The sequence below is a fragment of the Photobacterium proteolyticum genome (assembly GCF_001939735.1).
Taxonomy (GTDB): Bacteria; Pseudomonadota; Gammaproteobacteria; order Enterobacterales; family Vibrionaceae; genus Photobacterium; species Photobacterium proteolyticum.
Genome location: NZ_MJIL01000084.1, coordinates 81,965 through 101,814 on the forward strand (window position 1 = coordinate 81,965; position 19,850 = coordinate 101,814).

The window sequence follows — 19,850 nt, forward strand, 5'->3', positions numbered from 1 at the left end:
TCACAAAAAACGTCCTGATTAAATCGGTTAACCGTTGTCATGCCAGCGATGGAGGTTGAATAAGCTGATACCGCCCCAATCCAAACGTTGTTTTTCCGCCAATATTCAGCTGTTCACCGACTACAAGTAACGGTAGTGCTTCACCTATCTCACCATAAAAGCTTACCTGCCCTTTTAGACCACCAAACGGTAGCTGGGATTTCGCTTTCATCGAGTAGCGCTGCCAATCTTCAAAGTAGCAATGGCTCGTCAGCTGATAACCACCAAGCTGCGGACGTTGCTCATAAAGGTGGTCAAACAACGACGCATCATCACACACCCAAAACTGACTGAGCTGTTTGAGTCGCCGTAATACGTGATTAAGCCAAAACTCCAACTCCGGCGGCTGCCGGTCAAGCAGCCTGCCATGATGTTTAAACCTCACTGGTGTTTGCAAATAGAGCGCCAACTCACAATCAGCTATCGGCAGTGTTGCCGGTAACGACTGAGAAAGCACCTGAGCCAACGTGAAGGTTTCAACACCAGCGCACACTCTTGACGGCAAGACTGAACTGACACTGATTACTTGAAAGGGAGTGTGTGCTCTGCCAAAGCCCATTTTCTCCCCCAACTTCAGTGCCAGTAACAGCTTGTCCACCAAACTTACAGCGCTTCCGAACAATGCTAATTCAAAGTGCAGCAGCTCCCCTTTCCTCCACTGAATCTTATGATCCTCTGGCGGAGAGATCAGGTACGGCTTTGGCTGACGATTAGCATGTTCGCCATAGCAAACAAAATACGCCTGTTCATCGGCTTTTTTCAGGGCATGGCCAAACCAGCCATGCAACATTGAGCCTTTGAAAGCCGGCAGCGTGCAATCTTGTTGTAATTGCACGCACACCCGCAAACGCAGCAGTTGAAACTGTTCGGCGAGGTAAGCAAGCGCTGGCCCCATTAGCTTTGCCCCTGAAGGCCATACTTATCTTCCAGCCTTTTCAGTTTTTCCTTTCGTTGATTTAATTTTGGCTTATTCCTTTTATTGTTAGCCAAATCCAAATAAGCACTTACCTTTTTGTCACAACACATATCATGAAACTCTTGATGAAAATCTCCTTCAATACCCCCTGCCAAGCACTGATCTAACAACGACTCAATCTGGTTATTGTAACTCTGCCGCATATCCTTGCTGGCCTTGACCTCGGTCAGGTTGAGCTTCTCTTTTAATGCATAGAACGCTTGTTCCTGTTCAGACATTGCCGCAAACTTCTCTGCTTTCTCTGCGACTTTACGCTCTTGCTCTGACGCTCCGAACAAATTGCCTTCATGGGTCGACAAACTGCCTTCATTTCGACAATGCTCAACCAGTGCACTTAACCTCCCCTGGCCGAAGGCACTCCCTACATCACTGTTGGTGAACAACTCATTGCGCGATAAGGATTTGCCCTTATGCCGCCAGTCTGGCAGTACTTGTTTTTCTCTACCCTTAAGCGCACTGGTATAAGTAGTCACACTATAATCCTTGCTTTGCAGCGGCATATAGGACAAAGGCTTACCTTCATTCTCAGCCAGATTGGCAAAGGCCAATAAGTGCTGTAATTGTGGGCTTTCCTCCCACTGTTTGCCGGGGTAGTGCTCTTCCATCATCGACTTGAATTTTGCAATATATGCCTGGCTGTTTTCAGCCATTTCGCCCCTTGCCGACTTCGCCTTGCACTGTTCAACGGATACTTTCACCGCACCAGCCCCAAGCGGTTTACCATGGCCCAGAATATGGTGAGCCTCTTCACAGCCCCCCCACTCTAACGCCCAAAGCAGTGCCCCCAACTCTTCAGGTTTGAGGTTATGAAATACTATTCTGCCGCTAAACTTGCTGCCAGCTTGCATTAGCTCAAGCTGAGTCTGAACTGCCGGTTTATTTTTCAAGTCCTGAGGCAGGTGAGCTTTAAACGTTGGCCTTGCCGGATAATACTTCCAACCTTTCAAGGTGGAATTGGCTTCATACTGGCTGAGTTCATTGTAAACAACCGCTTGTTTACCACCATTCTGCTCTAGGTATCCAGCCAAAAAACTTGCCTTGGGTTCACCGAGAATGGCCGGTGAAGAAGTCGATATCCCCTTGTTGTCATCACAACTGAGATCAGAGAAAAACACACGGCTCTTCAGGCTGAAACCTTTCTCGCGAATAGTACCAAACATCAGTTCTGCCATATCAAACACATGAGCCGATTCCGCCAGCTTTTGAGTCTGATGGGCAACCGTTTTGACCGACTTGTCATAAAGTTTTCGCGGCATCTGGGCAAAGCCGAGTGCCAGAATTTTCCCTTGTTTCTCTTTGGCAAAAACCGGAATACCCAACTGTGGGTGAGGATTTTTTTTCAGATAAGAAACCAAGCTTTCACTGTGATTATCGAACAGTTTATTTGCCATGCGATTTAAATCGGGCAGGCTAACCACGGTTTGCTCTTCACCGTAAAATAGGTAACTGAAATTCAGTCTTGTCGAAGTATACTTCTTGCTCCCTGGGCGGAAGCTGGTAAAAACAGGGTACCCATGAAGCTTACCATCACCCAGCGCGGCAGCCCGGGCCACCTTCACCATTTTGCCCTTTGTTCCCTCTATGCGCCTTTCTGCGACATCAAAAGAAATAGCATCATTTTTCAAAGGCCACTTTTGGTATTTCTCTTCGGCTGGCTGCTTGTGAGATTCATTAACGATTTTACATTTAGTGTGTTTATTAAACTCATCGTGGAACAAAACCGTATGGCTTGCTCTTCGCAACGTCCAACGTTTCAGCTCAGCATCAAATTTTAGCCAATAGGCTTGAGTGTCGGATTCGCGCACTTCTCTGGCGTATCGAGTCTCGGCATTTGAGATATCACGAAACGAATAATGATGATCATCAATGGAGCCAAATTTACCAAAGGTTGCTATTTCCAGTACATTACGGATCATGCCTTTGAGGCTGGTTGACGGAATAACCGGGTTGCCCAGCGGATCTCTGGCCCACTGAACCAAGGTTGGTTGAGTGCGCTTACCATGAACATCTTTCTTACCCTGCTCGACCTGGTGCCCGCCTACACACAAGGGTGTTTTGTTTTTCAGAGAGTATGTAATGACACCGCTCAAGCCATCTTCAAATGGCACATCATGGCTAACCAAGTTGGCCCAACTTGGCATAAAGTTCCACTTCGACAACGGTACAAAATGGTAAGGGGCATGAACATCTTTACGGTATTCCATTACTTACTCTCCTTGTGAAAGCCAACAAATTGCTGAGCCAATGGTATCCAGCGCCCTTTTCTCGGCCCCTGTTTCTCCTGCTGCCACCAAAGCCGATATATTGCTGCCTCAGGGTTCTCCAGAGCATCCACTGCCAACCCCGAACGTAAGTAAACCACTTGCTCCCGGCAGGCATGCTCCCCATTGTCTTTCTCGTCTAACTGCATGCTGATTAACTGGTAAGTACCATCGCCCAGCAGGCGAGTTTTCAGGCTATCCCCACCACGACACCATTCACCTTCAATAAAATCATGTCGACTCGGCGCCCTGTCATCAACCACCACTCGATCGCGGTACATTACCCAGCCCTGGACAGGTTGAAAGGCCTCTACTTCCGAGGCAACCTGTTCTGCAGTCAAGTCCCTAAAGGTATTAATAACTAAATGACACCCAGCGAGATCGGGCAATTCGCACCCGAGCACATTTTCCATGGCTTCGTTATGGCCTTTTAACTTCTGATAGTCGTTCATGCTCATTGTCCGGCCTCCTCAGCTACCGCCACAACGTTCAGCGTTGATTCATTCACCAACCATGGCTGTTCTTGATGGTGTTCAACCAGGCTTGCCCCTCGACCGCTTCCTGCACCCAACGGCAATAACCCGTGTTTCAAATCATCCAGCGTATCTATAATCGCCTGTGATAAAGCAGGGCTAACGGCATTGTCCGGAGCAACCCAGAGCTTTAAGGTAAATTCCGGCTGATACAGAAGCTGTTCGTTAAAAAGTGCCCCTTGACGGACACCACCGGTAAAACGGTCAATACTGTTGTGTTGGCGGATCACGGTATGCTGAAAACTTACCGGGCAATCATCAACAAATAGCTTACCAGCCAGAGAGTTATCGTGTTCTTCATCAGCAAGGCCAAAAATGGCGCTCAGTTCTTGGGGAGCCAGCTCCCACTGCTGATGGATAAAGTTGGCTTTGTGCGCCTCGGCTTCCCCTGGGGCATAGCGAGTCGCTTCCTGTTGCCAGGCTTGTTCGATAACTTGATCTTTTTGCTCGGCCCAGTCGCCACTGTGACGGCGGTAGTGGTAGGCAATACGATGAGCCAGCATGCCTTTGATGCTGCTGCCACACAATACTGGCTCAGCGTCGCCTAGCTTGCCGACATTATTCGACCAGTTTACAGCGGCCTCGCTGTAAGTCAGAATATCTACCTCAGCGTTTTCCTCTCCCAGCAAGACAGAACCCGCACCGCAACGCCAGTTATCCAGCGCCTTGAGTGGCAACGAGGCAAACAAGAGACCGTCATCATCTGTCGGCCAGCTCGCGTCCAGTGTTGTAGGTACCTTGTCGAGTTTTCTAGCATCTTGCAGCAGGCGACCGCTCTGAGGCCCGGTAGAAAGGTCGGCCTGAGTATACTCACAAGCTACAACCCGGATCTGCCCCAAGCCATTACGCGTATTGGCACCTAAAGCAAACCGTCTGTCGCCCCAGCAGGCCAGCAGCTCCGGCCATTGCACCTGCAACTCTTTGGCAGCGTTATCATGCCAGTCAATGCTCAGGCTAAACCTCACGCCTTTCGGCAGCAATAACTGATCAAACTTACCCGTATCGGCAGCAACGCCCCGATCATTGATGCGGACTCTCTCGCGGTGCAACGGGCGCTCCTGAGTCATCAGCGCCAATAAAGGGTCTGTCGTCAGCGACTGCTGACTTCTCAACCCGGTTACCGGACAATTCGTGCTATCGTGGATAAGGCCATTGGTAATGGTGAGTACCGAGCTCACCTCCGTCGAACCAAACCACAACTTGCGCACGTCCTTGCCAAGACGGGATTCAACCAGATGCGACCAGACACCGGCAACTGCCGTAGCCGGAATATATGGCAAGCCGTTCGCGTCTCTGGCTAGCTGGGCATCAAAACCCGTTTCACGCCCACCGGTATTGATAGCCATTGGCGACTGAGTTTCGATTACAACGCGATAATGGTGAACTTTACTCATCCGTGGTGTCCTCCAGTTCCTTATCCAACACCCTTGCCATTTGTTTCAAACCCTGCCATGTCGAGAGATCATAGCGGCACAGCCTTTCCAGTAATATTCGCATTGTCGCGATATCCATTGCCTTTCCGGCCGGATGGCTTATCCCCTTAAACAAAGAGGCAAAGGTCAGCAATTTGTCTGTTCCCTGCCACTGGATACCCCAACCCAACTCGTCATTTCCCGGTTTGCATATCGCATGCTCACCGTCAAAAATGCCTTCAGTCCAGCATCCTTCAGCCAAACGAACCCGCTCGCTAATCCGCCGCCACTGTGTAGAAGACGGGCCAGCCTCGTTGCTGATCAGAATATGGTTATAACGCCTTGCATTGAGGTACCCCTCGCAAATCTGGCCAAGCAACGTCTTCACCGTTTCCTCACGGGTAGAGTGAATATGATCCTGACCAAGCTGCTCCTCAACCCAGCGGATCAATGGAGAATCAACCCCCAAAGCGGATTTAGAAGTTGCCACTGGCGCCTCTATCGATGAAAACAACCGTTCAGATTGCAATACATCCTGATATGACCAGTCAGGATTTACATATACCCAACCCAAACCTTGCTGGCGGTTAATCCCGATACCTTGCTGCTCTATGGCATGAACAACCTCGCTTATCTCTGCCGGTGTCATTGCCTCTTCAAGTGCATATACCAATACCGAACCTTTGCTAATCAGCACCTGCTCACCATCTAACCCTTTACGTTTCTGGTTAAACCGGCTGATTTGCTGGCTGCGAACGAAAGTGCGATCTGCGACCAGAGAAGCCCGCAGCGATGGGTGAATTAAACTTGCCTCAGGCGACAGGGTTGGCATTCCATTGTTATCTAACAGCTCACAGTCACTCAGACACCACACGGTCAGATAGCCATTACCCTCGGCTCTGTCTGGTTGCAAAGCCGCGGTTTCCGGCAAGAAGGTAATCGTCACCCGTCCAAACTCGGTATTTCGTGACCGGCCAATTCGTAACGTACCCTCTAACGCTGCACGCAAATCCTGTTCATCCGCGCTATCGCAATCAACCCAGCCCGCAAATGTCTGATCCGACTCGATATAGGCATAAGAAAATAACTGACCTTCTTTTGCACTGCCGGTATCAGGATTCAATGCCGTTTTCGTGGTCAGGGATTGCTTGACGCTTGCAGCACCGCCTTCCGGGCTCAAGTAACCGTCGCGGCACTGCTTGAACTGGATACTTTTGTAGTTTTCATGATCACGCTCGAAAGTCACACAGGCATGATTGGTGATCACATCAACATCGTAGCGATCGGCATTTACCGCTTTTTTGCCTTTTTGAAAATGCCAGCTTGCTGGTGTAGGAAAGGCCAGTTTGCCTTCTACCACTGGATAACATGGGCTAAATCGAGTTTGGCCACTGTGAAAACGTCGCCAATTTTCAGCATCATTGCCTTTGGAATACAACTGAGCAGCAACAGCACCGAGTATTGCACTGCCAGGAATATAATCCAGGCACTCATGGTTATTGGTTGTTGCAGCACTTTGACTGACAATAACGGGATCACGTGTGGTTAATGTGTAGTAGATGCGCATGGTTACTCTCCACTGTTGGGCTGTACGGAAACCATCACCTGACCTAAGCCCCGATGGCGCTTGGCCCCCAACGAGGTGATCATCGTCACCGCTTCAGATAAATAACGAGAAAACAGCTCTTCGGTCAGCCCCGAGGCTGCATAAGACGGATGTGCCGTATTCATTGTGACTTCCGCCTCCAGCACTAAGGGCACGACTACCTCCATGCTCCGCAGGCTGCCTTTCAGTGCAACACCACTTTCATGGTCAATCGCCGTCGATTGCACCACACGGTATAAATACCGCTTTGCATCCGGGTGCTGAATAAAATACGCCTGCTCACCATCTGATAAGCGGCCACTGGAAATCTGCAACATTCCCTGAGCCTCAACGCCCGAGTACTCTTCAACCCCAAACAATTGGTTAACCAATGCATCACTGTTATCACCGAACCACTGATTTTTTGCGCAAAGACTAAATGCCTCCTTCAACAAGCCCTTAATTCCCTTGCCGGGCAAATAAGGCAGGCCGTGAGCATCTTTAAGAACCATTGCATCGGCATAGGCGCCGGCTTCTTTGCCATTACCGATATGCCAGTCAGAACATAACTCAAACTTTAAATACAACGTGCTCATAGTTCAGCCTCCTTACTGACTGGCGCTTCAACCGGGCGGAAATGATCAACAATCAGCAAATCGCCAATAATGCTCTCACTAACTCCCTTCTCTTTATGCCAGAACCATCCCGTTGCCTTTCCTTCCGGCGCAAAGGCACGGAGCATTTCTTCAAGCTCTTCCCGTAACATAGGTTGAGTCGTCAACGACATAGCTCGCTCATACAACCTGTCGGCTTCGGCAAAATTACCCTGGCTTAGCCAGGTCGCCATCTGACGCCAGCGGTTCATTGGCATAACGGCGCCCCGCTGTCGACAGCATTTAGCCAACCGCTGTAACAACTCAAGGCTGCCTCTTTGCCCCTGGGGCTCAACGAAAAAGGCTGACTGGGCGTAAGCAATACTGCGTTTGTTATCCAAATCAAACTGGTAGGTTTGCTTGTGCAATTGCTCAAAGTCATCGGACACGGCATTAGATAAACGGAAGATAGCCAGAGCTGCCGGGCCTACCTGCTTATCCGTTTCGTTTACCGACTTAGTCAGCTTCTTCGCGGCATCACATAAACTTTCAACCAAATGATGACTATGAGTAAACGGGTGGCCAGCCTTATGAAACAGCACGCCACCACTGGCGGTAAGGAAAGGCTTCAGGCTGGTTTTCTTGAGGTACTGACGGAAAAGTGGTTTCAGACACTGCTCCGAGGCTTTTTTAAATGTCTGGCAAAATACCCGGCTATATTCCAGAGCCAGATCGGCACGGCATAACAAGGTCAAATCATCGCCGCCCAGTACCAGCGGACGCATAGGCAAATAGGTTTTACCGTCTTTATTGTATCGTCCATGCTCGTAGACAACTGCCGTGGCCTCCCTGGCAGCCTGAATAGTGGCTTCCCCCAGCGATTCGGAAAAAAGCCTGAAGCCTTTACGGTATTCTTCATCCGTTTTGCCCTCGAGGGCATCACGCATCGCCATCAACAAAATACCCAGCCCATTCCCGTCAATATGAATCAGGGCGATATCCTTGGCCGCATCACTGTTATCGCCAATAACACCACTTGCCGAGAAGGCAAAATCTTCTTCGATATTAATAGGGTAATAAATCTCATCATGCCCAGTCGGAGTAAAGCGCTGCTGAAGCGGAGAGGTATTCCTTAGCCCTATTACCTGATAGGCCTGACGATGAAGCGAGGTATCAAGATCGAAGGTATCGTCTTCAAGCTCCGATTTCAAAGACGCCCGTTTGGCATCCTCAATCACGGGCACCCTAACTGCGCCAGTGCGTTGGTACCGAGAGGTAATCGCCGAGGCGAACGGTAGCTTAATCACCGGGGCGTTTCTATCTGCGGCCAACTGTTTATGCCCGGCGGAAACAGCCTCTCGCAGCGACGGCGCTTCCGTCAGTGCATCGGTAAACTCAAGGGTCGGAAACAACTGTTGTATCGACAGGGTCCACAAAGAACGTAACTGAACAAGCGGCGCTTCCTCGGCGCAATAGGCATAAAACGCCCCGCCTTTGCAGCGCAGAAAACGAATCAGTCCCGCTTTTTCTTCCATATCCGGTGACAGCAAGTCCGATATCAAACCTGCATTATTAAGTACATAGTGCAACACACTGGATTCCGAGGAATCAACCAGGCGGTCCAGCCTTTCACTGGCCGCAATCACATCCTTCAACTTGCCATTACGAAACAGATAACTCTGAATCGACTTTGCCTCGAAGAGATAACAAAACATAATCAGAACTACTCCCTGTCGATAATTCGAGAGAAAACCATACAAAAAACACATATTGACACAGAAAATATATTCAAGACGCTGCATAATGCACACTTTTAAACTTATGCAGCCTGTCTCATTACTTACCTGCCGAACTGAGTACCCGGCCTATTTTTTCTGTGGAAGATTCAACTGCAAATCATATTGCGTAAGTGACCCCGTTCCATCCGTGCTGACATACTGAAATTGCGCCCGGTTGTGCAAGGTAGCCATTGCACAGGCTGTACTTAAGGTTGACGTACCGCCTGTTATATCCACGGTGATATCCGTTTCGTCATATCCCTCTTCAATCAGGGAGCTGATCATCGTGTTATAAACGTGGTAGGAGCGGCTTACATCACTCACCTCGACAAACTCGGAATGAAGAATGATTTCAGTATTACTGCCTGCAAAATAAGACGACAGCAACTGCCTGGCCATCTCGCCACCTTTATCGGAGCCCGCAACTTCTCTCTCCCCGTTACGGGTTGTTTCGGTCATCACTAATATGATCTTCTCAACTTTATGCTGATGGCTATTAATACCGCGCAGCATTTGCGTCCAGTTCCACCTTATTCCATCACCTTCCAATTCAGTTAATGTCGAGATATCACTTTCTATATTACTGCCATGCAAGGTAACCTGCTTATTGTCATCAAAGTTAATGACGAACTGACCATTTTGTATTTCTAATTTATTTTTATTTTGCAAGGGAGAAAGATTAAAAATAAGCACCTTGGTAGGCTTTGACGTCTTGCGCATTTTGACATCGCGAATTGGCGGGAAAATTTTCCGGCCGACTTCAAATAATCGCCAGCTAAAAAACAAATAAAAGCAGAAAAACACCACACCAAAAAAGCTTTCGTAATTTTGCTCTTCATAAATGACTTTTGACGAGAAGAAATCTTTAAACACTTCGGTGCCAGAAATCGCGTCACCAAACCAGGCAAAGCTCAACAATGACAGCGTCGTATAAACCCACACCATAATGGCATGCTGCTCACAGCGTTTAAGCCATTTCCAGAACCGACCCGGCCAGCTTTTTATCGTTTTCAATTTTGATATCAAGTTGTTATTGCCTCGCTTAACTCTGAACTCTTCGATTTCCGCCCCCAGGCGATTCATTTCTTCGGCCGTCAGTTCCTTTCCCCGATGGCTTTCGTCAAGATTTAGTTTTATGTGGTAGTAACGAACACCGAGAAGGGTCAGTTTTTCAATCAGGTTAACAGGCAATGTTCCGACAACAGTATCTCCTGCCTTTAACTGAAAAGGATCGACATGTTCAAGCAACTGGTCAATAGCAATCCCTTTATTCTCCACCCACTCCTTTGCCCCTGAGTGACGGGTTACCAGATAGCGCATTAATTACCTCTGAATGAAGTGTTAATTATTTATTGAGTAATTAGTAAATATAAATATCCCTAAAACATCCTACCCAGCTCACAGCGAATATACTATCGAGCAGCTAACATATTTGGAGATAATACAAATTTGTGGACAATCGACTTAACATTTAACAGGAATGAATATGCTCGGTAAGCCCCATACGCAAATAGCCATTCTCGATGATGATCCTGTTTCGGTTATCACTCCCTTTCTTTGCCAGGATATTATCTGCGAGCGCTTAGTGCTACTTCATACTCAGCCATTATCATTCAAACTCAGCTGGCTGAAAGCGTATTTACACCAGTCGGGTACAGAGCTGGAAACGATTAATATCAAAGAGCAGTCGCTGGATACAGGGCTGTCGAAATGGAAGCAGCAACCTCTTGCCATTAATGTCACTCAGGGAAATATTGGCCTTCAGGCACAGCTTATAGAATGGGGGAAACAACAAGGCCATATTGTTTTCTGGCTAGACAGCCGCACCGACCAGCTTCGTTTTATTCACCCTGCCACACCAGAGGCGATTGACGTGCCAGATAAGATCTCAATCTCTGACTACCTCGGTATTCTTGGCATCCGTACCCTCTCGACCCAGCGAGATATTACCTCGCTAGCCCCCAGTCTCCCGCTTGCCAGATACTGGGCGAGTCATGCCACCGATGTTCAGAAGGCCCTTAAGCACCTCAACTACCTGGCAATCCAGACCAATGCGACATCACTCACCAGCCGTCCTCTCAACCTTGTACAGCAACAACATCGCGAGCTGCAAGCAATGATAGACGACATCTGTAGTGCGGGGCTGGCCCGGTACCGAGAGCAAAAACTATTTTTTGCCAGTAATGCCGCCCGGCAATTTTGCTGTGGCTACTGGCTGGAGCACTACTGTTTTGACCAGCTCCACCAGCTAAAAGCACAACGAAACGACATTCATGACCTGGCCGCCAATGTTGAAATCGAAATGGGCAGCCCGCACGATCCGCTACGCAACGAGCTTGATGTCGTCGCCCTGATCAATAATCGCCTGTATATTTTCGAATGCAAAACAAGCAATGCCGATGCCAAGGAAAGCCAGCGCACCTTATACCGCCTTGATATGCTGCGAGACCGACTTGGCGAACGAACCCAGGCATTCTGGGTAAACTGCCATCCCATATCGGACGTACTGAAGAAACGTGCGCGGCAGGCAGATATTTCGCTCATTGAAGCCGAAGCGATTGGTGATTTCGCCACTCTGGTTAATCGAGTCGCCAAGCGTCACCAGACACCGCAACAATCTTGACCTGCATAACTTCGGAGGACTACAGTACTTCCATTGCCCGGTCTAGACGGGATTAAAACACTATATCTTTAACGTATTCAGGACACTTCAATGAGTATTTCTACCGCCCGGCTCAGACGGGATTAAGACGGCAAGTTCAACATGGAGTGGGATCAATTTCCGCAACATTCTATGTTATCGATAATTAAAATCACGAGGTAAAAAACTGGATTTCTTATTCAGAAGATAGTGAAAATGAAGCACGCTTTACAAAACAGCATGTTATGGCAGAACAAACCTTAGCGAAGAGGCTTTTAATGATTATTTATTCAAATAAAATGAGTAGACTTAATTCACATCACATTCTGAAGCAGAGCACCTCTGCAGCCCTTGACCCATGCGGCCTCTGAGGGGTACAGTATTTCCATTGCCCGGTTTAGACGGGATTAAGACAAATCTTTTTGGTTGTTGAGAATGCCGTGCCACATACATGTATTTCCATTGCCCGGTTTAGACGGGATTAAGACCCATTGTCTTCAAAATGGCAGTTTTAAGACTATTAGTATTTCCATTGCCCGGTTTAGACGGGATTAAGACGTGATATTCTACAAAGTTTAAATTTACCTTCTGCGTATTTCCATTGCCCGGTTTAGACGGGATTAAGACGCCACCTGTTGTGGCAACTGTCAAGTAGTCACCAAATGTATTTCCATTGCCCGGTTTAGACGGGATTAAGACATAACTTTTTTCTACACCTTCACGCCAACATGAGTCGTGTATTTCCATTGCCCGGTTTAGACGGGATTAAGACCCAGAAAAAAACAGTACTGCCAGAAGAATCATTACGTATTTCTACTGCCCGGTTTAGACGGGATTAAGACTTTACGCTTACGGTGCTTACCGTTGCGAATATGAGTGTATTTCTACTGCCCGGTTTAGACGGGATTAAGACTCTTATGAAGCTTATTTACTTCAATCAGTTCAGTTGGAGGAGTATTTCTACTGCCCGGTTTAGACGGGATTAAGACCGTTGATTCGGCAAGCAAGAAGAAAAGAGTCAAGTATTTCTACTGCCCGGTTTAGACGGGATTAAGACTGAAGCTCATTCCCACAAATAAAGCGATAGAGCGTATTTCTACTGCCCGGTTTAGACGGGATTAAGACAAAGACTCTCCTTCTTTGGTTGCAATTGTTAGGTAGTCACGTATTTCTACTGCCCGGTTTAGACGGGATTAAGACGATCTGTTCCGACCCACGTGTAACCTTCTGCTGGTATTTCTACTGCCCGGTTTAGACGGGATTAAGACCCCGTTCTTACTTGCAGCATTCCCGCTACTACGGTATTTCTACTGCCCGGTTTAGACGGGATTAAGACGGCTCTTCTGCATAGAAGATATTGCCTGCAATGAAAGTATTTCTACTGCCCGGTTTAGACGGGATTAAGACGCCATCTTTGATGACAAATACGTCGGTAATGCGTACCATCTCTGTATTTCTACTGCCCGGTTTAGACGGGATTAAGACCTCCGTTAAAGAAGAGTTTTTGACTTGTTTCGTTGTATTTCTACTGCCCGGTTTAGACGGGATTAAGACCACAAGGCATAGGCGCCTTGCGATTTGCTTTTTGTATTTCTACTGCCCGGTTTAGGCGGGATTAAGACTATTTAAAATGGAAACAGCCCTACTGACGGAAAGCGTATTTCCACTGCCCGGTTTAGACGGGATTAAGACGGTAGTTTTTTGATGATTCTCTTAGGAACTTCATGTATTTCTACTGCCCGGTTCAGACGGGAATGATGAAAAAACAGCCATCAAGGCTGCTGGTAGATAAGATCTTCCATACTGGCGTAGCTAATGATGCTATTAAGATGAAGAGTCTGGCGGGTTTGGTTTCCGTCTGTGGCAATCAGCCCCGTGGTGAGGCGGTGCCGTTCCTGCAAGGTGATATCGGGGCGGAAATAGGCCTGAATGATCAGGCATCGGCTGGGTTTGATCAGCCGGATTTTTTCTGGCTCCAACTTTGAATAGTTGCTATCAATATCTTGCTTGTTGAGGCCAAGGCTAAGTTCATAAAGGCTCTGCTGCCCGTGGTTACACAGTTGATACTCCTGCATCGTTTTAACCCCGGCGGTAATCGGCTTATTGTCTGGCAACGGCGTCAGAGCAAGGTTTGGCGGTCGATATGCCCTAAGGGTTGTACTTAACGACAAATGGGTGTTCCCCTCCAGTGACTGATCCCGCTCTTTGGCCAGCATTGTCACCATGCCTTCCTGGGTCAGGCTGCCATAATGGTTTTTGATGCTAACCTCAAAGTGCCGTTTTTCTCCTACCTCTAAACTGGCAAGGTTATATTGACTCGGCTGAATGCTCAGCGAGGCTAGCTTACTCTGAAATACAAACATTAGCTCGTCGGCACGGCTTTCACCGATATTCTGTACGCTAATGTTCACCATCCCGGTTTCACCGGCATCTAGAATGCGGTTACCGTCAAGATCTTCCAGCCGAAGTTCTGCCTTGAGGCGCGGCGGGGCATCGAGCTTGGCCAGTCTTTCGCCCTTAATAACTAGCTGCTTTTTCTGATAACGGATCTTTGCCAGATACTCGTTCGGATAATACTCGACGCGGTTGCCGTAGATCTCTCGCGAGACATAGCACTTCTTGGCACATTCCAGACTTGAATACTCACTGCCTGAATCGACCAGGAGCTGTGAGTTATCTTGGCCCAGGTACGAGGTAGCCGCTAACATCATCTGCTCGGCGGTATCATAGTGGCCGTTATCAAACGCTATCGTGCCCTGTCGGTAAAGGCTATAGGCCTGATTGGCAATCGTATAATCCTGGGCACAGGCAGCCAGCATACTGGCTGCCATCATTACCGCATATCGCGTGTTCACACTTCCTCCTCATTGCTCAATCTAAGCATACTGCCAGCACTATGTGCCTTGCCGGGACGAGCCTGTTTGGCCTTTTCTCGCAACTGTAATTCAGCCAGCTGCTGCGCCCGCTTTATCTGGGCTTCCGGCAACCCCACCAATACCCATACCCGGCCTGATGCATCGGTAACAGTCCGGTACAGTCGCATGCCGTACATCTGGGAGGACAAGGTGGTGCTGAACACCCTCTGGTACGCTTCGGAAGACGTCTCCAATCCCAGCTCACTGTCGCGCTGGTATTCATCGTTGGTCTCCCTTCGTACCTCTAGCATCAGGGTTGAATACAGCTCCTGCTGCCCGCGGTTGACAGCCAGTTCTTTAACCAGTTCGTAATCTCCCGAGCCCTGGGCAGAGCTGACAACAAACCGGGTTGGCTCTTTAACCGGCACGGTTGGATCACATACCCAACTGGGCGCATCTTCGGCCGATGTCGGATAGGTACAGGTTTGAACAACCTCGACCTCACTGGCACAACCTGCCAGTGTCAGCATAACCAACGAAACAATCTGCTTTTTCATCGTAAATCCCCTCTTCTTACTCAAATGGTGTGTAACGAACGGTGGCATAGCGGTAGTGATTCTGTTTCATCGCTTCTATTACCTGTGAAAGCGCCTGCCGTTTAAGGTACGCTGCTGATAATCGCCCGACATTGGGCAAATACGGCCTTAGCGGCTCATCATGTTCCAGCAGCACAAACAACTGCGGCACCACAGGCTCGTAAACCTCAAACAGCCGTGAAACTGTTATACTTTGTTGCGAATGGCTGACATCAGCTTCGATAACTTCCAGTTCTCCAAGCTGACTAATACGTAACAAGGAAACAAAACGCCGCTTGGTTTGCCACGACAACTCTATCGGTTTGCGGTACTGGCTGAAGCTGTTAAATTGACCATCCAACCGAAGGTGCGACGGTGCCTGCTCAAGCATGTCCAGCAACTCGCCTCCGCTCAAAGCCACCTGCTCGCGATGGGTTTTCAGCCACCAGCTCTGGCCAAGCCGGACAACATGCCAGTTGCTCATCAGCCTGAACGCCTCACCAACCCCGTCTACGTTCGGGTGAAGCTGTTTTACCTCTGTAACAGAGGCCGACACTCTTTCTTCGAGTGGGCGAGTATCCAACTGTGCGACCACCATTTTGTCTCCGCCCTGACATTGGTAATAATCAAAACGAGCGCCATCAAATCGGTTTTGGGAAGAGAACTCTGCCACAGTGGTGAAGCGGGCATCAGCCTTACCAGCCACGATTCTTGCCTCTTCACGACTAAACACAAACACCTCCGTGCTATTACTCTGATTAAGGCTCCTAAGCGCCCTTTCTCTGGCAATCTGGTAATTTTCTCCCCGGCCTGTCCCGATCAATATTTCTACAGGTTTCCTGAGCGCTCTGGCTTCAATGACGTCGCATTGATGCATTGGCCCCGACTGCGCACAACCAAGAAAAAGCACTAGAGAGGCTACCCACCCTTTCATCACTGTCATCCCCCCTCTCCTTCTTGCCGTTCTGCCTTGTCGATACCGCCAAATTAGCGCCTCGATTTCATTTGTGTTGTGAATGCAAATTTGTGATACCGGATGAGTATCCACAGCGAGGATATGATGCAGAAAATTGCTCGCGTCAGAAGGGGAAATACGATGGCGATACACACTCAGCGTTGGCTAATGGCCTCACTACTAATGGCGTTATCTGCTAATGGACAGGCAACCAGTACCCGGGCTCTCGGCATGGGAGGCGCTTTCGTGGCCCAGGCAAATGATGTCAGTGGTATACCTATTAACCCGGCAGGCATGGCCAGCCTCTCTGAAAGGGGCGTTTTCGAGTTTGCCCTCGAAGGCAACCAAATCCTGCGCTATAACAACAGCGCAGAGACACCAGAGACTGAAAATATGGAACTCACTTATCTGGGGGCTATGCTGTCGGCATTTGATACCGGGCTCGGGCTCTATTGGAGCCAGGATGCCAAAACATCACCGCTATCAGTCCACAACACAACGGATATGGCACAACGAGGCGTGTTGGGTATGGGGGCCGGAAAAGGATTTTACGACGGAACGATCAAACTGGGGGCGACAATTGACTGGCCGGCCTATACCCTCGAGAGCCAGAATCACACAAGCAGCTCGGCAGGCGGTTATACAATCGGGACCATTATTCAACTGGCTGATCGGGCATCACTAAGTGCCCATAGCGGATTGCAATACTCACTGAGTGCCGGTGTAACCCAACAATCTGATATAGAAGACGATCGCATTCTGAATCGTGCCGAAAGCCTTCGCTATGGTGTCAGCATGGCGCTAAGCGGTCTGTTTGGCAATCAGGTATCCCGGCTGACCCTCAATGGTGAAGTCGAACAAACCGACATTGACATATACCGCAACATCGAAGATTTAAAGACCTATAAACTGGGTGCAGAGTGGACATTCTTTTCTATCGGCAATGAACACCTGCAATATACCTTGCGTAGCGGTATCCGCCAGTTTGATGAGCAAGACCTGAGTAACGCGTTATCCTTTGGTGCGGGGTTAAACTGGAAAAGCCACACTATCGAAGTGGCAGGCTGGCAAGAGCCTAGTGAAGACTTCGATGATTACCTAGTGGGCCTTTCCTATACCTTCAGCATGGAAAAAGATTAAGACAAACCTAAACGGGGCTCATGCTACTTACAGGCTATTTATATCAACCCGCCGTTCACCGATATCACCTGGCGGGTAACATAAGCAGCAACGTCTGACATCAAGTAGCCCACCAGCCCCGCGACTTCCTCCGGTTCACCCATGCGGCGCATCGGAATAATGGGTAGAGACTGCTCTTTGACATGTTCTTCCACCATGCCGGTATCAATGAGCCCCGGTGCCACACAGTTAACGGTGATTTTGCGTTTCGCCAATTCCAGTGCCAGTGATTTAGATGCTCCTATCACCCCGGCCTTGGCCGCACTGTAGTTCGTCTGGCCGCGGGTTCCCATAATGCCAGAAACCGACGCCAAGGTCACAATTCGCCCGCCTTTACGCAATTTCACCATTGGCATCACGCACGGGTGAAGGACGTTATAAAAACCATCCAGATTGGTATGCACCACGCCGTCCCAATCCTCTTCGCTCATGGCCGGGAACGCCGTATCGCGTGATATACCGGCATTGCTGACAACCCCATAATAAGCACCATATTCAGCAATATCAGCCTCAATAACGTCACGACATTGCCGGCGGTCTCGGATATCAAACTGGATCAGCCGCCCTTCCCCACCCAGTTGCCGGATCTCGGCCAGGGTTAATTCAGCCCCAACGTGATCGCCCATATAATGGACGACGATTGTAAAACCATCTTTTGCAAGCTGGATGGCAATAGCACGTCCAATACCTTTACTTGCGCCTGTCACTAGCACCTGACGAATCATATAGGATCCTTTTTTATCGTTTGTTCCAACTTTTTCTTTGACGGTATAAATAGGTTCAACTGACTGCTGGCAAGCAAGTTCCCCTGATGTTCTATACGGCAGGCAAACACAGCCATGCCGTTATTTTCCATCACTTGCTCGGCATAGATATCCAGCGCCTGGTTTTCTTCAAAAGCACTGCATTCGGCCTGATAGCGACGACAACCAAGCAGAAAACCCACAGGGGATGCTTCTCCCCGGTTTGCCGCATGGTAGCCCGACCAGCCCGCCACAGTCTGTGCCATCAGCTCGACCCCGACATAGCCGGGAATAACCCGGCTCTCAGTATCAAAAAACAGATTCTGCTCGCCCACTATTACCCGACAGTGAACATGGCTATCACCAACATCCACCAGCTCGTCAACCAGAGCCATCGGCGACTCATGAGGCAGCAACTGATGCAAATGAGGATGTTCAGCCATGGGTATACCCGAAGATTAAACTGATATTATTTCCGCCGAAGGCAAACGAGTTGCTCAGCAGCGCAGGTTCAACCAACGGTGTTCCCGGCTTAACCAATGCCACCGGTGCCAGTGACGGATCTATCTGACCGTCATTCACCTGAAACGGTAGTGGCAACTGATAGCGCAGAACGTGCCAGCAAATGGCGGCTTCTACCGCACTCGCCGCCCCCAGCGTATGACCGGTAAGCGGTTTAGTTGAGCTGACGGGGGTATTGGCGCCGAATACACGGTTAATCGCCTTGGATTCCATGGCATCATTGAGCGGTGTCGATGTTCCATGGGCATTGATGTAGCCAATGCTCTCAGGCTTCATGCCGGCATCATCGAGCGCCTTGCGCATTGCTTCCTCGGCACCATTACCTTCCGGGTGCGGGGCAGATATATGATGGGCATCGGAGCTGTCTCCGGCTCCTAGCAAAGCAATCGGCGAGGTGGTGTCAGTATACTCAGAGTCGTCTGCGGCCAGTGACAACAACATGAACGCTGCGGCCTCACCGAGATTTATCCCTTTGCGATTTACGCTGAACGGGTTGCAAAATGTATCGGACATGGCCTCCAGCCCACTGAATCCGTTGAGCGTAAATTGACACAGCGAGTCACAGCCACCGACAATCACCGCATCTACCATACCAGCCTTGAGCAGCCGCTTGGCAGAGATAAACACTCGTCCGCTCGATGAGCACGCTGTCGAAATCGTATATACAGGGCCACTCAGGTCAAAATAGGCTGCGATAAACTCACCGAGGTTATTCGCTTCATGCACACTGTAATCAAAGTGCTCCGGCAGTTGACCGGACTCTAAGTTCTCTGTGAGCGCGATTTCACTATCAGACGTTCCAGAGGTGCTGGTACCAGCAATAACGGCAACGCGATCACGGCCGTATTTATTAATTGCCTGCTGAATCGGATCGGCAATTTGCAGCAAGGCAGACAGTGCCAACCTATTATTATAAGCATTATAGATTTGAAGATTTTCGGGGATCTCGGGAAGTTCACCGGCCACTTTACCAATCACGGTATCTGCCCCGCTATTTAACAAATCGGAGACCGGCTGCAATTGAGGGTATGTTCCATCCCGAAGCCGCTGGTGAATATCCTGATGATTATCACCCAACGCTGAATTAAATCCGCACCCGTGAATATAAACTGGTGTAGAGGTGTACTTCGCTATTTTCGTAGTCATTGCTGTCCTTCGCTTTTTATATTGACGGCGCTTGTATTCAAGGCTGCCGATGAATCA

At 49.1% G+C, this 19,850-nt stretch carries 16 protein-coding genes and 1 CRISPR repeat array; of the genes, 2 read left to right on the forward strand and 14 right to left on the reverse strand.

Annotated features, from left to right (window positions below; genetic code table 11):
* Nucleotides 1-37 precede the first annotated feature (37 nt).
* The 8 genes from cas6 to csx16 form a co-directional block, all read right to left on the reverse strand.
* Nucleotides 38-934, reverse strand: coding sequence for a CRISPR system precrRNA processing endoribonuclease RAMP protein Cas6 (gene cas6, locus BIT28_RS16785; RefSeq protein ID WP_075765795.1), 897 nt, complete (start codon nucleotides 932-934; stop codon nucleotides 38-40).
* Entirely contained in the window at nucleotides 934-3,219 is a 2,286-nt protein-coding gene (locus BIT28_RS16790) for a TIGR03986 family type III CRISPR-associated RAMP protein (RefSeq protein ID WP_075765797.1), read from the reverse strand. The genes cas6 and BIT28_RS16790 overlap by 1 nt, the downstream gene beginning before the upstream one ends.
* Complete coding sequence (locus BIT28_RS16795) at nucleotides 3,219-3,734, reverse strand: hypothetical protein (protein WP_075765799.1); 516 nt, start codon at nucleotides 3,732-3,734, stop codon at nucleotides 3,219-3,221. The genes BIT28_RS16790 and BIT28_RS16795 overlap by 1 nt, the downstream gene beginning before the upstream one ends.
* A complete protein-coding gene (locus BIT28_RS16800; RefSeq protein ID WP_075765801.1) occupies nucleotides 3,731-5,203 on the reverse strand; it encodes an RAMP superfamily CRISPR-associated protein in 1,473 nt (490 codons plus the stop codon). Before BIT28_RS16800 ends, BIT28_RS16795 begins: the two co-directional genes overlap by 4 nt.
* The gene (locus tag BIT28_RS16805) at nucleotides 5,196-6,788 is read right to left on the reverse strand and encodes a type III-B CRISPR module-associated Cmr3 family protein (RefSeq protein ID WP_075765803.1); all 1,593 of its coding nucleotides are present in this window, start codon (nucleotides 6,786-6,788) and stop codon (nucleotides 5,196-5,198) included. Before BIT28_RS16805 ends, BIT28_RS16800 begins: the two co-directional genes overlap by 8 nt.
* A 2-nt stretch (nucleotides 6,789-6,790) precedes the next feature.
* Nucleotides 6,791-7,402, reverse strand: coding sequence for an RAMP superfamily CRISPR-associated protein (locus BIT28_RS16810; RefSeq protein ID WP_075765805.1), 612 nt, complete (start codon nucleotides 7,400-7,402; stop codon nucleotides 6,791-6,793).
* On the reverse strand, nucleotides 7,399-9,114 hold the full coding sequence (locus BIT28_RS16815) for a Cas10/Cmr2 second palm domain-containing protein (protein ID WP_075765807.1): 1,716 nt from the start codon (nucleotides 9,112-9,114) through the stop codon (nucleotides 7,399-7,401). The genes BIT28_RS16810 and BIT28_RS16815 overlap by 4 nt, the downstream gene beginning before the upstream one ends.
* Before the next feature lie 150 nt (nucleotides 9,115-9,264).
* A complete protein-coding gene (csx16, locus tag BIT28_RS16820; protein ID WP_075765809.1) occupies nucleotides 9,265-10,497 on the reverse strand; it encodes a CRISPR-associated protein Csx16 in 1,233 nt (410 codons plus the stop codon).
* A gap of 166 nt (nucleotides 10,498-10,663) precedes the next feature.
* Between csx16 and BIT28_RS16825 the strand changes: the two genes are divergently transcribed.
* Complete coding sequence (locus BIT28_RS16825) at nucleotides 10,664-11,800, forward strand: Card1-like endonuclease domain-containing protein (RefSeq protein WP_075765811.1); 1,137 nt, start codon at nucleotides 10,664-10,666, stop codon at nucleotides 11,798-11,800.
* A 397-nt stretch (nucleotides 11,801-12,197) separates the two neighbouring features.
* Nucleotides 12,198-13,579: a CRISPR direct-repeat array (repeat unit 35 nt; unit sequence GTATTTCTACTGCCCGGTTTAGACGGGATTAAGAC).
* An 11-nt stretch (nucleotides 13,580-13,590) separates the two neighbouring features.
* Here the strand turns inward: BIT28_RS16825 and BIT28_RS16830 are convergent.
* The 3 genes from BIT28_RS16830 to BIT28_RS16840 are packed head-to-tail and all read right to left on the reverse strand — an operon-like array spanning nucleotide 13,591 to nucleotide 16,191.
* Nucleotides 13,591-14,673 carry a hypothetical protein gene (locus BIT28_RS16830; protein ID WP_139310486.1) on the reverse strand — a complete coding sequence of 361 codons (1,083 nt, stop codon included), beginning with the start codon at nucleotides 14,671-14,673 and terminating at the stop codon, nucleotides 13,591-13,593.
* The gene (locus tag BIT28_RS16835; protein WP_075765815.1) at nucleotides 14,670-15,230 is read right to left on the reverse strand and encodes a hypothetical protein; all 561 of its coding nucleotides are present in this window, start codon (nucleotides 15,228-15,230) and stop codon (nucleotides 14,670-14,672) included. The genes BIT28_RS16830 and BIT28_RS16835 overlap by 4 nt, the downstream gene beginning before the upstream one ends.
* Nucleotides 15,231-15,246: 16 nt before the next feature.
* Nucleotides 15,247-16,191, reverse strand: a complete 945-nt coding sequence (locus tag BIT28_RS16840; protein WP_075765817.1) for a hypothetical protein — start codon at nucleotides 16,189-16,191, stop codon at nucleotides 15,247-15,249.
* A 153-nt stretch (nucleotides 16,192-16,344) separates the two neighbouring features.
* Here BIT28_RS16840 and BIT28_RS16845 point away from each other — a divergent pair, with 153 nt between their 5' ends.
* Nucleotides 16,345-17,343, forward strand: a complete 999-nt coding sequence (locus BIT28_RS16845; RefSeq protein ID WP_075765819.1) for a PorV/PorQ family protein — start codon at nucleotides 16,345-16,347, stop codon at nucleotides 17,341-17,343.
* 38 nt (nucleotides 17,344-17,381) lie between these two features.
* On the opposite strand, the gene BIT28_RS16850 is transcribed toward BIT28_RS16845, so the two are convergent.
* The 3 genes from BIT28_RS16850 to BIT28_RS16860 are packed head-to-tail and all read right to left on the reverse strand — an operon-like array spanning nucleotide 17,382 to nucleotide 19,793.
* The gene (locus tag BIT28_RS16850; RefSeq protein ID WP_075765821.1) at nucleotides 17,382-18,107 is read right to left on the reverse strand and encodes a 3-ketoacyl-ACP reductase FabG2; all 726 of its coding nucleotides are present in this window, start codon (nucleotides 18,105-18,107) and stop codon (nucleotides 17,382-17,384) included.
* Nucleotides 18,104-18,568, reverse strand: coding sequence for a hotdog family protein (locus tag BIT28_RS16855; protein WP_075765823.1), 465 nt, complete (start codon nucleotides 18,566-18,568; stop codon nucleotides 18,104-18,106). Before BIT28_RS16855 ends, BIT28_RS16850 begins: the two co-directional genes overlap by 4 nt.
* Nucleotides 18,561-19,793: a beta-ketoacyl-[acyl-carrier-protein] synthase family protein gene (locus BIT28_RS16860; protein WP_075765825.1), complete on the reverse strand. Its 1,233-nt coding sequence runs from the start codon at nucleotides 19,791-19,793 to the stop codon at nucleotides 18,561-18,563. Before BIT28_RS16860 ends, BIT28_RS16855 begins: the two co-directional genes overlap by 8 nt.
* Between the last annotated feature and the right edge of the window lie 57 nt (nucleotides 19,794-19,850).

Excerpts from the sequence above, each read along its gene's own strand:
- cas6 (WP_075765795.1), bottom strand. The coding sequence starts at position 934 with ATGGGGCCAGCGCTTGCTTACCTCGCCGAACAGTTTCAACTGCTGCGT.
- BIT28_RS16790 (WP_075765797.1), bottom strand. The coding sequence starts at position 3,219 with ATGGAATACCGTAAAGATGTTCATGCCCCTTACCATTTTGTACCGTTG.
- BIT28_RS16795 (WP_075765799.1), bottom strand. The coding sequence starts at position 3,734 with ATGAGCATGAACGACTATCAGAAGTTAAAAGGCCATAACGAAGCCATG.
- BIT28_RS16800 (WP_075765801.1), bottom strand. The coding sequence starts at position 5,203 with ATGAGTAAAGTTCACCATTATCGCGTTGTAATCGAAACTCAGTCGCCA.
- BIT28_RS16805 (WP_075765803.1), bottom strand. The coding sequence starts at position 6,788 with ATGCGCATCTACTACACATTAACCACACGTGATCCCGTTATTGTCAGT.
- BIT28_RS16810 (WP_075765805.1), bottom strand. The coding sequence starts at position 7,402 with ATGAGCACGTTGTATTTAAAGTTTGAGTTATGTTCTGACTGGCATATC.
- BIT28_RS16815 (WP_075765807.1), bottom strand. The coding sequence starts at position 9,114 with ATGTTTTGTTATCTCTTCGAGGCAAAGTCGATTCAGAGTTATCTGTTT.
- csx16 (WP_075765809.1), bottom strand. The coding sequence starts at position 10,497 with ATGCGCTATCTGGTAACCCGTCACTCAGGGGCAAAGGAGTGGGTGGAG.
- BIT28_RS16825 (WP_075765811.1), top strand. The coding sequence starts at position 10,664 with ATGCTCGGTAAGCCCCATACGCAAATAGCCATTCTCGATGATGATCCT.
- BIT28_RS16835 (WP_075765815.1), bottom strand. The coding sequence starts at position 15,230 with ATGAAAAAGCAGATTGTTTCGTTGGTTATGCTGACACTGGCAGGTTGT.
- BIT28_RS16840 (WP_075765817.1), bottom strand. The coding sequence starts at position 16,191 with ATGACAGTGATGAAAGGGTGGGTAGCCTCTCTAGTGCTTTTTCTTGGT.
- BIT28_RS16845 (WP_075765819.1), top strand. The coding sequence starts at position 16,345 with ATGGCGATACACACTCAGCGTTGGCTAATGGCCTCACTACTAATGGCG.
- BIT28_RS16850 (WP_075765821.1), bottom strand. The coding sequence starts at position 18,107 with ATGATTCGTCAGGTGCTAGTGACAGGCGCAAGTAAAGGTATTGGACGT.
- BIT28_RS16855 (WP_075765823.1), bottom strand. The coding sequence starts at position 18,568 with ATGGCTGAACATCCTCATTTGCATCAGTTGCTGCCTCATGAGTCGCCG.
- BIT28_RS16860 (WP_075765825.1), bottom strand. The coding sequence starts at position 19,793 with ATGACTACGAAAATAGCGAAGTACACCTCTACACCAGTTTATATTCAC.